We start from the raw sequence: 15,272 nt of genomic DNA, 5'->3' as shown, positions 1-15,272 counted from the left end.
ATGGGGTAAATTATTTGCGGTGTCTGCGCCGCCGCCAGACCAGAAAGACGATCAGGGCCAGCAGGAGGACCAGGGGTACCAGGAGGAGACGGAAGAAGGCCAGGGTATAGGTGGTGATCCCCAGGGAGGAGGTTACCCGGTCGGAGAGGGAGAGCTGGGGTGCGGAGTAGAGGGTAAAGGAGAGGTCCTCCTCGGGCAGGCCCTGGGTATGGGCGGTGTAGGAGCCGTCTGGCTGCGCCTCCAGAGGAAGGGAGGAGCCGATCACATAGGGATAGCCGCTCTCCCCGGCGTCCACCGTGAGATCCAGGGTACCGAAGTCCGCCCAGTGCCGGGCGGGCGAGAGAAGATAGGAAAAGGTGTGCTGCCAGTCGGCGGTGCCCTTCCGCACGCCGTCGCTCCGGGTGGTGTAGGTCACGGCCACCTCCACGGTGCTCTCTGGGGGGAAGTCCACCGTGTAGAGGAACTGAAGGGGCAGGGCGGAGGGATCGGAATTTTCGATCCATTCAGCCAGAAGGATGGGATTGTTTTCCCAGGATTCCCATAGCTCCTCCAGCTGGCGGAATTTGAGGGCCTGGATGGAATCCATATGCCCGGCAAAGCGGGTCCCATACCGTTCCTCCAGATAGGACTGAAAGACGGTGCGGAAAGGCAGCTCCTCCGTGGTCACGGTATAATTGCCCGAGACAGTATAGTCTGGCGCTCCGTCCAGGTCGTAGACCAGGACAGTGGCCTTCTCACTGGTACCCAGGGTCACGGAGCCGTCCTCCTCCCCGGAATAGGAGTGGATGCCGTCATAGGTCACCCACATACGCCCGCCGGAGGCAGGGAGAGTGAGGGTGTTGTCGCTCCCGTCCTGGGTGGGCGTGAGGATAAAGGTGCAAAGCGTACCGGTCTGGTCCGGGTCAAAGGTTTGAGGCTGAGCGTCCGGGGATACGCCGTCCCAGATCAGCTGAAAGGGGAGGGCGCGCCCGTCGGCGGTGATGGACACGCTGGCGGGGTCAAAATCCCACACGGACTCCTCCAGGGAAAAGGCCATCTGGACTGCCCGGGCCTCCTCCGTGGGATTCTCCATCTGATAGCGGGCGGTGACCTGGGCCTCCAGTGAGTAGGAGTCCCCCTGGTCGATCTGAAAGGCGAGATCCTCATGGATGACCGAAATAGGGCAGTTTTCCTCCACGGAGAGCACCTCTGAGCCGGGGGAGCCCTCCCAGCGGGTGGGAGCCGAGTTGGCCTGGGCCGGCAGGAGCAGAACCGGCACAAGCAGAGCGCAAGAGAGCAGTCGTTTCATAAGAGCCTCCTTTCCCGAGATGGATCCTTACAGGTGCATCATATCATGGATTGGAGGAGAGAACCAGAACAAAAGGGTAACAAAAGTACGCCTGTTCGGCAGGCGGCGGATTTCAAAAGCAAAATAAGCCCCCCGCAGAGATCTGCGGGGGGCCGCTCAAAGCTTCTTAAAACGCCATCTTCTCAGCCAGATAGGCCTTCAGCTCGGAGATGGGCATACGCACCTGCTCCATGGTGTCGCGGTCGCGGACGGTGACGCAGTGGTCGGCCTCCTCGGTGTCGGTGCCCACGGTCTGGAAGTCCACGGTGACACAGAAGGGGGTACCGATCTCGTCCTGACGGCGGTAGCGCTTGCCGATGGAGCCGGCCTCGTCGTAGTCCACCATAAAGTCCTTGGCCAGCATGTCGCGGATCTCCATGGCTTTGTCGCCTAGCTTCTTGGACAGGGGGAGCACCGCGCACTTGAAGGGGGCCAGAGCGGGATGGAGGCGCAGGACGGTGCGCACATCGTTCTTCGCGGCGTCCACAACCTCCTCGTCGTAGGCGTCGATGAGGAAGGCCAGGGTCACGCGGTCGGCGCCCAGGGAGGGCTCGATGACGTAGGGGATATAGTGCTCGTTCTTCTCCTGGTCGAAGTAGGTCATATCCTTGCCGGAGGTGTTCTGATGCTGGGTCAGGTCGAAGTTGGTGCGGCTGGCCACGCCCCACAGCTCGCCCCAGCCGAAGGGGAAGACGAACTCGAAGTCGGTGGTGGCGTTGGAGTAGTGGGAGAGCTCCTCCGGGTCATGGTCGCGCAGGCGCAGGTTCTCGTCCTTCATGCCCAGGTCCAGCAGCCACTGGTGGCAGAACTGCTTCCAGTAGTTGAACCACTCCAGCTCGGTGCCGGGCTGGCAGAAGAACTCCAGCTCCATCTGCTCGAACTCACGGGTGCGGAAGGTGAAGTTGCCCGGGGTGATCTCGTTGCGGAAGGACTTGCCCACCTGGCACACGCCGAAGGGCAGCTTCTTACGGGTGGTGCGCTGGACGTTCTGGAAGTTGACAAAGATGCCCTGGGCGGTCTCGGGACGGAGATAGACGGTGTTCTTGGCATCCTCGGTGACGCCCTGGAAGGTCTTGAACATCAGGTTGAACTGGCGGATGTCGGTCCAGTTGTGCTTGCCGCAGGAGGGGCAGGGGATCTGGTGCTCATCCACAAAGGCCTTCATCTCGGCCTGGGAGAGGGCGTCCACCGGCTTGGGCAGGGTGAAGTCGTGCTCAGCGCACCAGTCCTCGATGACCTTGTCGGCGCGGAAGCGCTCCTTGCACTCCTTACAGTCCATCAGAGGATCGGAGAAGCCGCCCACATGGCCGGAGGCCACCCACACCTGGGGATTCATCAGGATGGCGGCGTCCAGGCCCACGTTGTAGTGGTTTTCCTGGACAAACTTTTTCCACCAGGCCTTCTTCACGTTGTTCTTGAGCTCTACGCCCAGAGGGCCGTAGTCCCAGGTGTTGGCCAGGCCGCCGTAGATCTCACTGCCGGCAAAGACAAAGCCGCGTCCCTTACACAGGGCGACGATTTTTTCCATGGTCTTTTCGGTGTTCTTCATACAGATCAAACTCCTTCGCTTGTTGTTTCTGGGGAAAGAAAGGGGGACCCCCGAAGGCACGGTTTGAGGGGAAGCGGCGGATAAAAAACGCCCTGAGCCGATTTCGGCTCAGGGCGAACAAAGTCCGTGTTTCCACCTGAATTCGAAGCGGCAAACCGCTCCGCACTCAAACCCAATAACGGCGGGGGACCGGCGGCGCCTACTGGGGAATTCTCCCGTTGGGGCCGCGGCTCGCGGGCGCCTTCCGCACAGCCCTTCGGAAGCCTCGCACCAGACGGCTTCTCTCTTGGGCCGGGACCATGCGTACTCTTCCCGGTCAATGCCTTGCTCGATGTTGGGGACATTCTACCACCTTTTTTTCAGGCCGTCAAGCCGGAAAACGGGGCTGTTTTTGGAGAAATGGGGATTAACTGAGCAAAAGCTCGGCATCCGCCAGGGTGAGATGGGGCTGGAGGGCCAGGGTGATGGCATATCCCAGCACCTTGGAGAGATCGGCCATCTGGGCGTCGATGTCCTTGGGGGTGACGATGAGCCCATCCCCGGCGCCCATAAGGGTCTCCGGATCCAGATCGGCGCCCCCAGCCTCGGAGAGCACGTCGGCGGCCAGGGTGGCGGCATCCACCACGGTGGGCACGCCCACCGCCAGCACGGGCACCCCCAGCGTGGAGCGGTCCAGGGCGTGCCGGTGATTGCCCACCCCGGAACCGGGGGAGATACCGGTGTCGGAAAGCTGAACGGTCCGGCACACCCGCTTCAGGCTCCGGGAGGCGAGTGCGTCCACCGCGATGATGCAGGAGGGGCGGATGCGCTCGGCCACCGCCCGGGCCAGCTCACCGCTCTCCACGCCGGTAGTGCCCAGCACGCCGGCCGCCAGGGCGGCCACCGGGCGGAAGGCGGCAAAGTGCTCCGGCGCGCCCGAGACCAGATGGCGGGTGACCAGGGTGTGCTCCACCGTTTTGGGGCCGATGGCATCGGGGGTGATGGCCCGGTTGCCCAGTCCCACCACCAGCACCGGCACTTGAGCGGGCAGGGAGCCCAGCAGGGCAGTCAGTTCCGCCGCGATGGCCCGCACCGCCCGGGGAAGGGCCTCCGGCTCCCGCCGCTCCAGGCCGGAGAGCTCCAGAGTCACATATTGCCCCTCGGGCTTGCCCAGGGCCCGGGCCCCTTGATGGTCCAGGATCTCCACCCGGGTGACCGGGTAGCCCTCCCGGGTGTCGTCCCGGGCCCTCACGCCCGGAAGCGTAGTCTCCCGGGCGGCGCTCTCTTTCCAGAGGTCGTGGGCCTCCACGGCCAGGTCGGTCCGTCGCTGTAACATATGCCTTCCCCCTATATCTGGTGTTTTATCCCTATTCCGTTCCCAATAAAACCGGAAAGGGGACTACGACCTAAAATTTTCCGAAAAAAATTCAATTTACTAGTTGCATTTTTCCCAATTGCCTGCTAAAATATAAATCTGCACGGGTGAACTGTGCGAATCGTCATCGGAGGAGGTGTTTGGTTTGCCGAATATCAAGTCTGCCAAGAAGCGTGTCCTGGTGAACAAGACCAAGGCCATGCAGAACAAGACCGCTAAGTCCGCGCTGAAGACCGACATCAAGAAGTTTGAGGCCGCGGTGGCCGAAGGCAACCGCAGCGAGGCCGATAGCGCTTACAAGGTGGCTGTCAAGGCCGTCGACAAGGCCGTGCTGCATGGTCTGCTGCATAAGAACAACGGCGCCCGCAAGAAGAGCGCTATGACCATCAAGCTGAACAAGCTGGCCTAATTGATTTGTGGTCTGAAAAAACCGTCTGCATTGCAGGCGGTTTTTTTGTCAAATTCCGTCGAACAGGGCGCAATACGTTCTATCCCGCCCAAGAGCGGGGAAAGATAGGTGGAGTGGTGCGGACGAAAAGGGGGTATGTGTGTGAAGCAAGTACTCAACTGGCCGCTGGTGCGCTTTCTGCATGAGATCGTGGACATTTACTTCAGCAAGCGGATTTCCCGGTCTGCGGCTGAGCTGGCCTATTTTCTGATCCTGACCTTTTTTCCCATTCTGATCTGTGTCAACGCCTTTATCGGCCTGCTCCATCTGGATATCGGGGCTGTGCTCCAGGCGGCGGACGAACTGCTGCCCCGGGAGAGCCTGAGTATCCTGGCCGACTATCTCGCCTATATCAGCATCAATCAGTCCAGGGGCCTGCTGGTGGCGGGGATCATGACCACCCTGTTTGCCGCCTCGGCCGCCTTCCGGTCCCTGATGAACATTATGGATGACATCTATGACCGGCGCAGCTACCAGGGGATCCGGCAGATCGTGGCCAGCGTGGTCTTTTCCGTGCTGATGCTCATTACCATCTACCTCTCCATCGTAGTGGTCCTCACCGGGGAGTGGCTTTTCCAGCTCATCGCCCAGCTGCTGCGTCTGGAGGAATTGTGCCTGCCCTGGACCTGGCAGTGGCTGCGGTTTCTGCTGCTCTTCTGTCTGGTGATGGTATTTATCTCCCTGGTCTACCGGATGTCCGCCCCCATCGGGAAACCCCGCCCGCCGGTGCTGCGGGGGGCCTTTTTGGCGGCGGTGGCACTGGTGGGAGCATCGGCGCTCTTTTCCTGGTTTATCGGCATGTCCTCCCGCTACTCCCTGGTCTACGGGTCCCTGGCCTCGGTGATCATTCTGCTGGTGTGGCTCTACCTGTGCGGAAACATCCTGATCCTGGGCAATGTGGTCAACTGCGTGTGGTATACCCATAAAAAAAAGCGTTACCTCCAGCGCCTCAAGCGAGAGGAGAACGGACGTTAAAATAGGCAGCGCCCCCGCTCCGATCGGAGCGGGGGCGCTGTTTGCTTCATTAGGGAAGATAGTTATAGGGGTTGACCAAGCTGCCGTTCACATGGACCTCGAAGTGGCAGTGATTGCCGGTGGAGCGTCCGGTAGAGCCGGCCTTGGCGATGGTCTGACCCTGATAGACCTTGTCGCCCACATTGACCAGAAGGCTGGAGTTGTGGCCGTAGTAGGACTGACGGCCGTCGCCGTGGTCGATGATGACCAATTTGCCGTAAGTGCCCTGCCAGCCGGAGTAGATGACCGTTCCGCCGTCGGCGGCGGCAATGGAGGTGCCGTAGGGGACAGCGATGTCAATGCCCCGGTGGAAGCTGTAAGAACCAAAGATGGAGCGGTAGCCGTAGCCGGAAGTGACGTTGCCGTAAGTGGGCCAGATAAAATAGCCCTTGGGCAGCCAGGAGGGACGCTCCTTGGTGCCCACCGCCACGACCTTCTCGGTGGGCTGGGTGAGAACGGTGGTGTTGGTGACCTCCCGGGCGGTCTCCTTGCCGTTGATATAGGTGACGTTGGCGGAGACCTGCTGGGTGCCGGTCGAACCGGCGGAGAGGACCTTGGTGTCCCCCTCATACATGGAGCTGTCCTCCACCTCGCGCACGGGGGCGGCAATGGACTCGGTATAGGTCACCGCGTCCACGGTCTCCACCGAGAGGAAGGGGATCTCCTCCTTGATGTTGAGGACCTGACCGATCATGAGCTTGTTGACATCAATGCCGGGGTTGAGGGCCTCCAGCTCCTTCATGGTCATGCCGTTATCAAAGGCCAGCGCCATAAAGGTATCTCCGGCCTGCACCTCATAGGTGGTCTCGCCGTTGGTGTTGGAGGTGAGGGTGGACTGGATGTCGGCCACATCCTGCTCCACATCGGCGGAGATGTACTCCCGGGTGATGTTGACCTGATCCACAAACTTGGAGGAGATGGTATTCTCGTCCTCATAGGTAGCCTGGATGGAATCCAGAAGGGCGGTAAGAGTGGACTGATCCTCGGCCGCGCCCACCACCTGGCCGTTGACCGAGAGGACGTAGCTCTTCATCACGTCACCGATCCGGTCCAGCAGATAGGGCTCCAGGGTAGTGGCGGGGGGGATGCTGTCCCGCTCGGAGAGAGCGAAGCGATACTCCACCTCGCCGTCCATCACATATGTATGACCCAGGATCTCAGTGGCCCGGGCCTCCACCCGATCCACCGCGCCCTCAAAGTCGCTCTTGGTGGCGACCACGCCGATGGCCTGACCGTCCACCAGCACCTGATAGCTGGGAACATAGACGGTGGCGAGCACGCCGGCCACGCCCATCAGAGTGGCGGCAGCCAGGAAGATCAGCGGGTTGAAGGAGCGCATCCAGGCCAGGGCCTGATCTACCCGGCGCACCGCGGCGGAGTTCTCCTGCAGGAAACGCTCTGCCCGCGCAAAGGCGGAATCCCGCAGGCGGCGGGGAAGGGCGGCCGCATCGGCCGCAGAAAAGCCCTCGCGCCGCGGGGCGCGGGGCTGCTGTAATAACTCGTCCATGGGAAGGACCTCCCTTTTATCGTCGTTGTGCAGGACACAAACTGGTATCAAAAGATTACAAATTGGTTACAAAGAGTAGTTTACACTGTTTTGTCCTTCCCGTCAACCCCTTATTCTTGTGTTTTTGTGCGAATCAGGTCACAAGATGGGGGAGTTTGTCTGGAATCTAAAAAATTTTGTTCAGAGATATGCAAAATCCGGCGGGGGCGTTCGTTGCGCTCGCCGCGCGGGCCGCCTGTTCGGCGGGAACTCCTCTTTCTTTTCCAAAAGAAAGAGGAGGGAAAGAAAACGCCGGAGGGGGAACGAGGGCGCTTCCCCCTCCGGACCTCCCCCTCAGTGCACCCCCGGCGGGGACGGCAGAGCAGCGTCCGCAGAGGTGCGTACCCATATCCGGGAAAGCCTTTTGCCGCTGACGGAAGGTTTTGGTCTGGCGCTTGGGGCAGCCCCTGGCTTCGACTATGGTCGGGAGAGAGCGGTCAGTTCACCACCAAGCTCACCAGGCACCTCATAGGCGGAAAGCCATTGCCTTTGGCCCACCGCACCCGTGCAATTGCTGAGACCTTCGAATCAGCCCGTCGGGACGTACTTGAGGGGGCGCCGGGGGAACCATCCCCCGGCCCGTTCTTTCCCACCGCTTTCTTGCGGAAAAGAAAGCGGTGCCCTCGCCGGGCAGGCGCGTCCTGAGAATTAGCCCATACAAAACACCGGCGCCCACGGAGTAATCCGCAGGCGCCGGTGTTGTTTTATTCGGCGGTCTCTTCTTCCTTCTTGGTGCAGACGATGTTCAGCTCATCCAGCTGCTTGGGCTCCACGAAGGAGGGGGCGCCCATCATCAGGTCCTGGGCGTTCTTGTTCATGGGGAAGGGGATGATCTCCCGGATGGAGTCCTCACCGGCCAGCAGCATGACCATGCGGTCCACGCCGGGGGCGATGCCCGCATGGGGGGGCGCGCCGTAGGTGAAGGCGTTGTACATGGCGGGGAACTTGGCCTTCACGTCATCCTCGCCCAGACGGACCAGCTGGAAGGCTTCGATCATGATCTCAGGATCGTGGTTCCGCACGGCGCCGGAAGAGAGCTCCACGCCGTTGCACACCAGGTCGTACTGGAAGGCGGTGATGGTGAGGGGGTCCACCTGGCCGGCGGCGGCCTGCTTCAGGATCTCCAGTCCGCCGTTGGGCATGGAGAAGGGGTTGTGGCAGAACTCCAGCTCGCCGGACTCCTCGCCCATCTCGTACATGGGGAAGTCCACGATCCAGCAGAACTCATAGCGCTCCTTGTCGAAGTGCTCGGGGGCCAGGGCGGCCACCTGCTTGAGCAGGACACCGGCGGTCTTCTGGGCGGCGAGCTTCTTGCCGGCGGTCAGGCCCACGAAGGTGTTGGGCTGAAGGTTCAGCGCGGCAATGACGGCGTCCTTGATGGGCTGGACAAACTTGGCGATGCCGCCCACGATCTCGCCCTTCTCGTCCAGGCGGAACCAGTAGGCCTTCTGACCGGACTGGACCTCCACGTCGGCGCAGAGCTTGTCGATCTGCTTGCGGGTGGCGGTGAAGTTGGTGACGGGCACGGCCTTGACGGTGTTGCCCTCAAAGGGACCAAAGCCGCAGCCGGCCAGGACCTCGGTGGCATCCTGCACGGTCAGGTCGATGCGCAGGTCGGGCTTGTCGGTGCCGTACTTCTCCATGGCCTCCAGGTAGGGGATGCGCTGGAAGGGAGCGGAGGAGGCCACGTTGTAGGTGCCGTACTTGGCGAAGATGGGGGGAAGCACGTCCTCCAGCACGGCGAACACGTCCTCCTGATCGGCGAAGGCCATCTCCATATCCAGCTGGTAGAACTCGCCGGGGGAGCGGTCGCCGCGGGCGTCCTCATCCCGGAAGCAGGGGGCGATCTGGAAATACTTATCGAAGCCGGAGGCCATCAGCAGCTGCTTGAACTGCTGAGGAGCCTGGGGGAGAGCGTAGAATTTGCCGGGGTGCTTCCGGCTGGGCACCAGATAGTCTCTGGCTCCTTCCGGCGAAGAAGCGGTGAGGATGGGGGTGGTGATCTCCATGAAGCCGTGGTCGATCATGGAGGCGCGGAGGGCGGCCACCACATTGGAGCGCAGGATGATGTTCTGCTTCACGGCGGGGTTGCGCAGGTCCAGGTAGCGGTACTTCAGGCGGGCGGTCTCATCGGCCTCCCGGCTGCGGTTGATCTGGAAGGGGAGCTCGTTGTGGCGGCAGCGGCCCAGTACCTTGATCTCGGTGGGGACCACCTCGATGTCGCCGGTGGGGAGCTTGGGGTTCTTGGAATCACGCTCCCGCACCACGCCGGTGACCCGGATGGTGGACTCCTTGTTGAGGGGATTGACCACGTTCATCATGTCCTCGGTCTCGATGACCACCTGGGTGGTGCCGTAGAAATCACGCAGGACCAGGAAGGCGAAGTTCTGGCCCACCTCACGGACATTCTCCAGGAAACCGGCCAGGGTAACGGTCTGGCCCACATGCTCCATGCGGAGCTCGCCGCAGGTATGCGTGCGGTTCTGTGTCATAAAATCAACTCCAAATCGTAATATAGAAAAGAAATATAACTAACTGGCTTAAAAATTTGGGGGATAGGCCCCAAACATCAGTTGTGGGGATCCCGGATGGGGGTGCCCTCAGCCCGCTGGGCCAGACCCGCACGGATGCGGTCGATGGCCTCCTCCATGCTCTGGGTGAGCTGCTCACCGGTGGCCATGTCCTTGACGGCGGCCTTGCCCTCTTTCACCTCATCTTCGCCCAGGAAGATGACATAGGGGATGCCCAGCTTGTCGGCGTAGCCGATCTTCTGCTTGAACTTCTTGTTCTCGGTGTAGAGCTGGGTGCGGATGCCCGCCTCCCGCAGCTGGGTGGCCAGGGCAATGGCGGGGGAGAGGTCCTGCGTCATGGGCAGCACCAGCACGTCGGCGGGGGCAGTGAGCAGGTCGTCGTTCAGGTACTTCTGGTCCTCCAGCACGAAGAAGAGCCGGGTCAGGCCGATGGAGATGCCCACGCCGGGGAGTTGTTTGTTGGTGTAATATTCCGCCAGGTTATCATACCGGCCGCCGGAGCAGATGGAGCCGATCTCCGGGTGATCCAGCATGGCGGTCTCGTAGACGGTGCCGGTGTAGTAGTCCAGACCGCGGGCGATGGTCAGGTCCACCTGATAGTTTTCCGCGGGGACGCCGAAGGCAGACATATAATTCACCACGGTGGAGAGCTCCTCCACGCCCCGGTCAAAGAGCTCGTTCTGCCCCTTGAGGGCGTTGAGGGCGGCCATGGGATCGGCGGTGGAGAGGAGCTCCAGCAGCTGATCGGCGGTGGCGGCGGGGACGGAGAACTCGTTCACCAGCAGCTCCTTGACCTTCTCGGGGCCGATCTTCTCCAGCTTGTCGATAGTGCGCATCACGTCCCCGGCCTGCTCCTTCAGGCCCAGGATCTCAAAGAGGCCGTTCAGGACCTTGCGGTTGTTCACCCGGATCTGGAAGCGCTTGAGGCCCAGGGCGGTAAAGGTCTTGTAGATGATGGAGGGGATCTCCGCCTCGTTGATGATGTCCAGGGAGCCGTCGCCGATGACGTCGATGTCGGCCTGATAGAACTCCCGGAAGCGGCCCCGCTGGGCCCGCTCGCCCCGGTAAACCTTGCCGATCTGGAAGCGGCGGAAGGGGAAGGTCAGGTCACCGGTGTGGAGGGCCACATACTTGGCCAGGGGGACGGTGAGGTCAAAGCGCAGGGAGAGGTCGCTGTCTCCCTTGGTGAAGCGGTAGATCTGCTTCTCGGTCTCGCCGCCGCCCTTGGCCAGCAGGACCTCGCTGGCCTCGATGGCGGGAGTGTCCAGGGGGGTGAAGCCGTAGAGGGAATAGGTCTTGCGCAGGGTCTCCACCATCCGGTCAAACTGGACCTGCCGGGCGGGCAGCAGCTCCATAAAACCGGAAAGGGTGCGGGGTTTGATTTGAGCCATAGTGATTTCTCCTTTATAGAAGGATAGTGGATGTGACGGGATATCCGTATTGGGAGCGGGAGGATAAAAAAACGCTTTCGTCCCATCTCCTATGGGACGAAAGCGTCTGCTTCCGTGGTGCCACCCATGTTCAGCGGAGAGAGAAACCTCCGCCCTCTGGCCTTCACTGGTGCGGGAAGGGGACCGCGCCCGTCTCCGGGCCCGCTGGTAAGGCCGTCTCCCGTGTTCCTTGCCGTGGCGCGCTTGCAGCCCAAAGGCGCGCCTCTCTGTCCGGCGGTGTCCGCGGTACTTGCCCCGTCATAGCGGTCATGCCCCTCAATAGTATCCCAAACCGGGGAAAAAGTCAACTATCCTCCGGAAAAACCGGGACAAGATTAAAGGAACCGTAGGCATAGGAGAAGCTGTTGTCCGAAGAGAAGACCACCTCACTGGCGGAGTAGGAGCTGCGCAGCTCCAGACCGCCGTCGCTGCGCCCGGCGATCCAGTAGAGGAGAGGCTCCTCCTGCCCGTCCCCGGAAAAGGAGCTCAGATCGGCCTGCCAGCTCCCGTCGGACTGCTTGGACGCGGGGAAGGAGGCCAGCAGCTCACCGGGCAGACTCTCGTCCGTGGGATGGACAGCGCGGACCTCCACCTCCAGGGTGGAGAGGGTGAGGGTGGAGTCAGCGGGGTAGAGGTTCAGGTCCATCCGGGTGGGAAGGGCGGTGTCCTCCGGCCCCATGCTGCAATCCCCGCTGAGGTAGAGCGTATCACTGGAAAGGGTGGGGAGTGCCTCGGAATAGCGTGTCTCCCCCCCGCAGGAGGGTCACCGACGGCTTGAGCTCCCGCCGCAGAGAGCAGGGGAGGGCGCCGGTGAGCCGCCCGTTCTCCTGGTAGGTCAGAGGGATGCTCTCCCCGGTGTCCAAGGCGAGGAGGGCGCTGTCCCCCGGGGAAAACTCCTTGGGGATGAGAGAGACCGCCAGGACCAGGCCGCCGTCCTGGTCGTCCAGCGCGGTCTCCACGCCGGTAAAGAGGCCGGCCTCGGACGCCAGGGCGTCCCGGATGGTGGTCTCCTGGTTGGAGAGGGAGCGGCTGAATTCCTGGTTCCAGTGGGTCACATTCTCCTGATAGTCACTGACCCGGCGGGAGAGGTTTTCCACCTCGCTGTGGAGGGAGAGGTTCATCCAGCCCAGGGCCAGAAACCCAATCCCCACGCCCAGGACGGAGAGACGGTATCGCTTTTTGGGGTCCATAGGGGTGCCTCCTCTCTGAAAAAGCGAAATGTTTTCCACAAAAAGAGCGCATAATGTGGAAAACCGGGCCGCGAGAGACGGCCCGGCTGCACTTAGGCGGTAAAAGGTTTGGTCTTGGGATTGATGATATCTCTCCAGTCCAGATCGCCCCGCTCCAGACCGTGGATCAGCATCTCGGCCGTGGCCACGTTGGTGGCGAAGGGGATGTTGTACTGGTCGCACAGGCGGGTGATATAGTTGAGATCGGCCTCCAGATCAGTGGACTGGGGATCGGAGAAGAAGAGCACCATGTCGATCTCATTGTAGGCGATGCGGGCGCCGATCTGCTGGCTGCCGCCGTGGGTGTGGGACAGGAAGAGATTGACCGGCAGACCCGTGGCCTCGGCCACCAGCCGTCCGGTGGTGTTGGTGGCGCACAGGGTGTGCTTGGACAGGATGCCGCAGTAAGCGATGCAGAACTGCACCATCAGCTCTTTCTTGCGGTCATGGCTCATCAGGGCGATATTCATAACAGGACTCCTCTCGTGTTGAGAAATACAGGGGCGGACCGGCTTACCGGATCCGCATCAGCGGGACGCGCTCGCCGGTCAGGCGGCGGGCAATGTTGAGATAGGCCCGGGCGGCGCCGTAGCGGGCCATCAGGATGAGGGGCTGGCCCCGGTTGGCGGCCAGCATAACCTGAGGGTCCTCGGGCACGACGCCCAAAAGGGGCAGACCGGCGGCGTCCATGGCGTCGTCAATGGTCGTGCGCAGCTGCCGGAGCAGCTTGGGCTGCACCCGGTTGACCACCAGATGCAGGGAACGGATGGAACGGCTCAGCTCTCCCACGGTGCGCTGGGCGTCCCGCAGGGCGGAGGCGTCGGTGGTGGAGACCACCAGCGCCCGGTCCGCGCCGCAGACCGACATACGGAACCCGCCGCCCAGACCGGCGGGGGCGTCCATCAGCACATAGTCGTAGGAAGCCTTGGCCTGCGCCAGGAAGGCGCGCAGTTTTTCCTCAGTGATCACATCCCGGGGCTGGGTCAGCGGCGCGGTGAGAAGATAGAGGCCCTGGATGACCGGGTGGGCCACCGCTGCCTTTTCCAGCGTCGTGCGGCCGGATACCACGTCGGTAAAGTCCATCAGGGCGCGGTCGCTCATCCCCAGGGAAAGGTCCAGATTGCGCAGTCCGATGTCCATATCGATGCACAAAACCTTGTGTCCCAGGGCGGCCAGGCAGGAGGCCACGCCGCCGGTGAGTGAGGTCTTGCCCGTCCCACCCTTGCCGGAGGTGATCGCGATTGCAGTTGACATGGGGTTGCCTCCCTTTTCGCCAGTCTAATGTATCATAAAATGGCGGAAAATACAATGGTCTTTCCCTCTGAATTTGTGCAAATCAGAAAAAATGAAACCATTTTTTAGAATTTCTTTATCTTATAGGCGATTTCTGTATTTTAGCCCATCTTCTGGGATAGCCCTTTGGGGTGGGGGAAGTCTTGTCCACACGCACCAGACGGTGGGTGACTTCCGTGCCGGGGATGGTATAGTCCTGGCTGGGGCGCAGGGTCCCGCCCAGCTTGGCGATCCCCGCCGCGGCGCGGGAGAGCTCTTCTTCACAGTCCACGGCCTTCATGGCCAGGAACTGTCCGCCCACCTTCACATAGGGAAGGCACAGCTCGCTGAGCAGCTCCAGGGACGCCACCGCCCGGGAGGTCACCAGGTCAAAGCTGTCCCGCCAGCCGGGATGGAGGGCCTGCTCCTCGGCCCGGGCGTGGAGGGTCTGGATGCCGGAGAGCCCCAGAGTCTGGGCCACCTCGCCCAGCCAGTCTAGGCGCTTATTCAGGCTGTCCAGCAGCACCACATCCAGAGAGGGGACCAGGATCTTGAGCACCATGCCGGGAAAACCGGCTCCGGTGCCCACGTCGACGAGGCGCTTGTCCGCAAAGTCGGCGCAGGTGAGGAGGGCGGCACAGTCCAGCATGTGGAGCTTGACCACCTGGTCGGGGTCGGTGATGGCGGTCAGGTTCATGACCTGATTCTTTTCCAGCAGGAGACGGCCGTATTCGGCCAGCTGGTCCGGAGCCTGGGCGGGCACCCGGTCCAGAAGACCCAGGGCGGACAGCCCCGCTTGAATTTGTTCTTTCATGGGCTCAACCTCCCAGTGCGCCCAGGAGAGCGGTCACACCCAGCACCAGATTGACCAGGCAGGCCACGGCGGCCAGCACGGCCAGGAGGAGCATGGGCAGACGCTTCTCGGCGCGGTATTTCAGAAAAGAGATGGCGGAGAGTCCGCCGCAGGCGGGGAAGAGCAGGATGCCGGGGATACCGTGGAGCGGCTCCCCCGTGGCCAGATTATAGGTGGTGAGAAGGACCAGGATGACCATGTAGACAATGCCCATCCAGGCCAGGGCACGCTTGATGGGGGAGGCGGGGGTATAGGTGGGCTTGTTCTCTCCGGGGATCTTGTCGTCCGGCATTACGATCTCTCCTTCAGCAAATCACGGATCTCGGTGAGCAGGATTTCCTCTTTGGAGGGAGCGGGAGGAGCGGCAGGGGCCTCCTCCTTTTTCCGGTGGAACACATTCAGGGCCTTGATCAGGCAGAACAGCGCGAAGGCGGTAATAAGAAAGCTGAGCACCGTGTCCAGAAAATGTCCCACGGCCACCGGACCGATGGTCCAGCCGGAGAGGGAGAGTCCGCTGGGGGTCAGCAGACCCAGCAGCGGCATGAGCAGGTCGTTGGACAGGGAGTCGGCAATGGACTTGAAGGCGCCGCCGATGATGACGCCCACCGCCAGGTCCATGACATTGCCCCGGGCAATGAACTTGCGGAACTCGGCCAGAAAGCCGGTGGCCTTTTGATTGACTGACATGATAAACCTCACGATCGTAAATAAAAAAGAAG

At 61.8% G+C, this 15,272-nt stretch carries 15 protein-coding genes and 1 other annotated feature; of the genes, 2 read left to right on the top strand and 13 right to left on the bottom strand.

From position 1 onward, the window contains the following. Positions 1 to 10 precede the first annotated feature (10 nt). The 3 genes from INF37_RS00320 to gpr form a co-directional block, all read right to left on the bottom strand. Positions 11 to 1,288 (bottom strand): hypothetical protein, encoded by a 1,278-nt coding sequence (locus INF37_RS00320; RefSeq protein WP_193535670.1) that lies wholly within the window; start codon positions 1,286 to 1,288, stop codon positions 11 to 13. Positions 1,289 to 1,454: 166 nt separating this feature from the next. Beyond that, entirely contained in the window at positions 1,455 to 2,876 is a 1,422-nt protein-coding gene (locus INF37_RS00315; RefSeq protein WP_101692585.1) for a glycine--tRNA ligase, read from the bottom strand. Positions 2,877 to 2,982: 106 nt separating this feature from the next. Next, positions 2,983 to 3,205, bottom strand: a binding site (T-box leader). Positions 3,206 to 3,282: 77 nt separating this feature from the next. Further along, the gene (gene gpr / locus INF37_RS00310) at positions 3,283 to 4,191 is read right to left on the bottom strand and encodes a GPR endopeptidase (RefSeq protein ID WP_193535668.1); all 909 of its coding nucleotides are present in this window, start codon (positions 4,189 to 4,191) and stop codon (positions 3,283 to 3,285) included. A gap of 184 nt (positions 4,192 to 4,375) precedes the next feature. Between gpr and rpsT the strand changes: the two genes are divergently transcribed. Next, entirely contained in the window at positions 4,376 to 4,639 is a 264-nt protein-coding gene (rpsT, locus tag INF37_RS00305) for a 30S ribosomal protein S20 (protein WP_101692587.1), read from the top strand. Positions 4,640 to 4,780: 141 nt separating this feature from the next. Further along, on the top strand, positions 4,781 to 5,653 hold the full coding sequence (locus INF37_RS00300) for a YihY/virulence factor BrkB family protein (protein ID WP_101692675.1): 873 nt from the start codon (positions 4,781 to 4,783) through the stop codon (positions 5,651 to 5,653). Between the two features lie 49 nt (positions 5,654 to 5,702). On the opposite strand, the gene INF37_RS00295 is transcribed toward INF37_RS00300, so the two are convergent. The 10 genes from INF37_RS00295 to mscL form a co-directional block, all read right to left on the bottom strand. Beyond that, on the bottom strand, positions 5,703 to 7,199 hold the full coding sequence (locus INF37_RS00295) for a peptidoglycan DD-metalloendopeptidase family protein (RefSeq protein WP_101692588.1): 1,497 nt from the start codon (positions 7,197 to 7,199) through the stop codon (positions 5,703 to 5,705). Between the two features lie 743 nt (positions 7,200 to 7,942). Continuing rightward, a complete protein-coding gene (gene aspS, locus INF37_RS00290) occupies positions 7,943 to 9,730 on the bottom strand; it encodes an aspartate--tRNA ligase (RefSeq protein WP_193535666.1) in 1,788 nt (595 codons plus the stop codon). Between the two features lie 77 nt (positions 9,731 to 9,807). Beyond that, the gene (gene hisS / locus INF37_RS00285; protein ID WP_193535664.1) at positions 9,808 to 11,160 is read right to left on the bottom strand and encodes a histidine--tRNA ligase; all 1,353 of its coding nucleotides are present in this window, start codon (positions 11,158 to 11,160) and stop codon (positions 9,808 to 9,810) included. A gap of 343 nt (positions 11,161 to 11,503) precedes the next feature. Then, the gene (locus tag INF37_RS00280; protein WP_193535662.1) at positions 11,504 to 11,878 is read right to left on the bottom strand and encodes a hypothetical protein; all 375 of its coding nucleotides are present in this window, start codon (positions 11,876 to 11,878) and stop codon (positions 11,504 to 11,506) included. Positions 11,879 to 11,906: 28 nt separating this feature from the next. Next, positions 11,907 to 12,389 (bottom strand): hypothetical protein, encoded by a 483-nt coding sequence (locus INF37_RS00275; protein ID WP_193535660.1) that lies wholly within the window; start codon positions 12,387 to 12,389, stop codon positions 11,907 to 11,909. A gap of 92 nt (positions 12,390 to 12,481) precedes the next feature. Then, positions 12,482 to 12,898 (bottom strand): methylglyoxal synthase, encoded by a 417-nt coding sequence (locus INF37_RS00270; protein WP_101692592.1) that lies wholly within the window; start codon positions 12,896 to 12,898, stop codon positions 12,482 to 12,484. A 43-nt stretch (positions 12,899 to 12,941) separates the two neighbouring features. After that, the gene (gene minD / locus INF37_RS00265; RefSeq protein WP_101692593.1) at positions 12,942 to 13,682 is read right to left on the bottom strand and encodes a septum site-determining protein MinD; all 741 of its coding nucleotides are present in this window, start codon (positions 13,680 to 13,682) and stop codon (positions 12,942 to 12,944) included. A gap of 115 nt (positions 13,683 to 13,797) precedes the next feature. Next, entirely contained in the window at positions 13,798 to 14,514 is a 717-nt protein-coding gene (gene rsmG / locus INF37_RS00260) for a 16S rRNA (guanine(527)-N(7))-methyltransferase RsmG (RefSeq protein WP_193535658.1), read from the bottom strand. A 4-nt stretch (positions 14,515 to 14,518) separates the two neighbouring features. Further along, complete coding sequence (locus tag INF37_RS00255) at positions 14,519 to 14,845, bottom strand: hypothetical protein (RefSeq protein ID WP_101692595.1); 327 nt, start codon at positions 14,843 to 14,845, stop codon at positions 14,519 to 14,521. Further along, on the bottom strand, positions 14,845 to 15,240 hold the full coding sequence (gene mscL, locus INF37_RS00250) for a large conductance mechanosensitive channel protein MscL (protein WP_101692596.1): 396 nt from the start codon (positions 15,238 to 15,240) through the stop codon (positions 14,845 to 14,847). The genes INF37_RS00255 and mscL overlap by 1 nt, the downstream gene beginning before the upstream one ends. Between the last annotated feature and the right edge of the window lie 32 nt (positions 15,241 to 15,272).

Origin of the sequence: Pseudoflavonifractor gallinarum, from assembly GCF_014982855.1 — a bacterium.
GTDB lineage: Bacteria > Bacillota > Clostridia > Oscillospirales > Oscillospiraceae > Pseudoflavonifractor_A > Pseudoflavonifractor_A gallinarum.
The sequence above is the reverse complement of the archived record's forward strand: the minus strand, read 5'-3'. Positions and strand labels throughout refer to the sequence as shown.

Coding starts and splice junctions, on each gene's coding strand:
- INF37_RS00295 (WP_101692588.1), bottom strand. CDS start 7,199: ATGGACGAGTTATTACAGCAGCCCCGCGCCCCGCGGCGCGAGGGCTTT.
- gpr (WP_193535668.1), bottom strand. CDS start 4,191: ATGTTACAGCGACGGACCGACCTGGCCGTGGAGGCCCACGACCTCTGG.
- INF37_RS00320 (WP_193535670.1), bottom strand. CDS start 1,288: ATGAAACGACTGCTCTCTTGCGCTCTGCTTGTGCCGGTTCTGCTCCTG.
- INF37_RS00275 (WP_193535660.1), bottom strand. CDS start 12,389: ATGGACCCCAAAAAGCGATACCGTCTCTCCGTCCTGGGCGTGGGGATT.
- rsmG (WP_193535658.1), bottom strand. CDS start 14,514: ATGAAAGAACAAATTCAAGCGGGGCTGTCCGCCCTGGGTCTTCTGGAC.
- INF37_RS00255 (WP_101692595.1), bottom strand. CDS start 14,845: ATGCCGGACGACAAGATCCCCGGAGAGAACAAGCCCACCTATACCCCC.
- INF37_RS00270 (WP_101692592.1), bottom strand. CDS start 12,898: ATGAATATCGCCCTGATGAGCCATGACCGCAAGAAAGAGCTGATGGTG.
- minD (WP_101692593.1), bottom strand. CDS start 13,682: ATGTCAACTGCAATCGCGATCACCTCCGGCAAGGGTGGGACGGGCAAG.
- INF37_RS00280 (WP_193535662.1), bottom strand. CDS start 11,878: ATGGGGCCGGAGGACACCGCCCTTCCCACCCGGATGGACCTGAACCTC.
- INF37_RS00315 (WP_101692585.1), bottom strand. CDS start 2,876: ATGAAGAACACCGAAAAGACCATGGAAAAAATCGTCGCCCTGTGTAAG.
- hisS (WP_193535664.1), bottom strand. CDS start 11,160: ATGGCTCAAATCAAACCCCGCACCCTTTCCGGTTTTATGGAGCTGCTG.
- mscL (WP_101692596.1), bottom strand. CDS start 15,240: ATGTCAGTCAATCAAAAGGCCACCGGCTTTCTGGCCGAGTTCCGCAAG.
- aspS (WP_193535666.1), bottom strand. CDS start 9,730: ATGACACAGAACCGCACGCATACCTGCGGCGAGCTCCGCATGGAGCAT.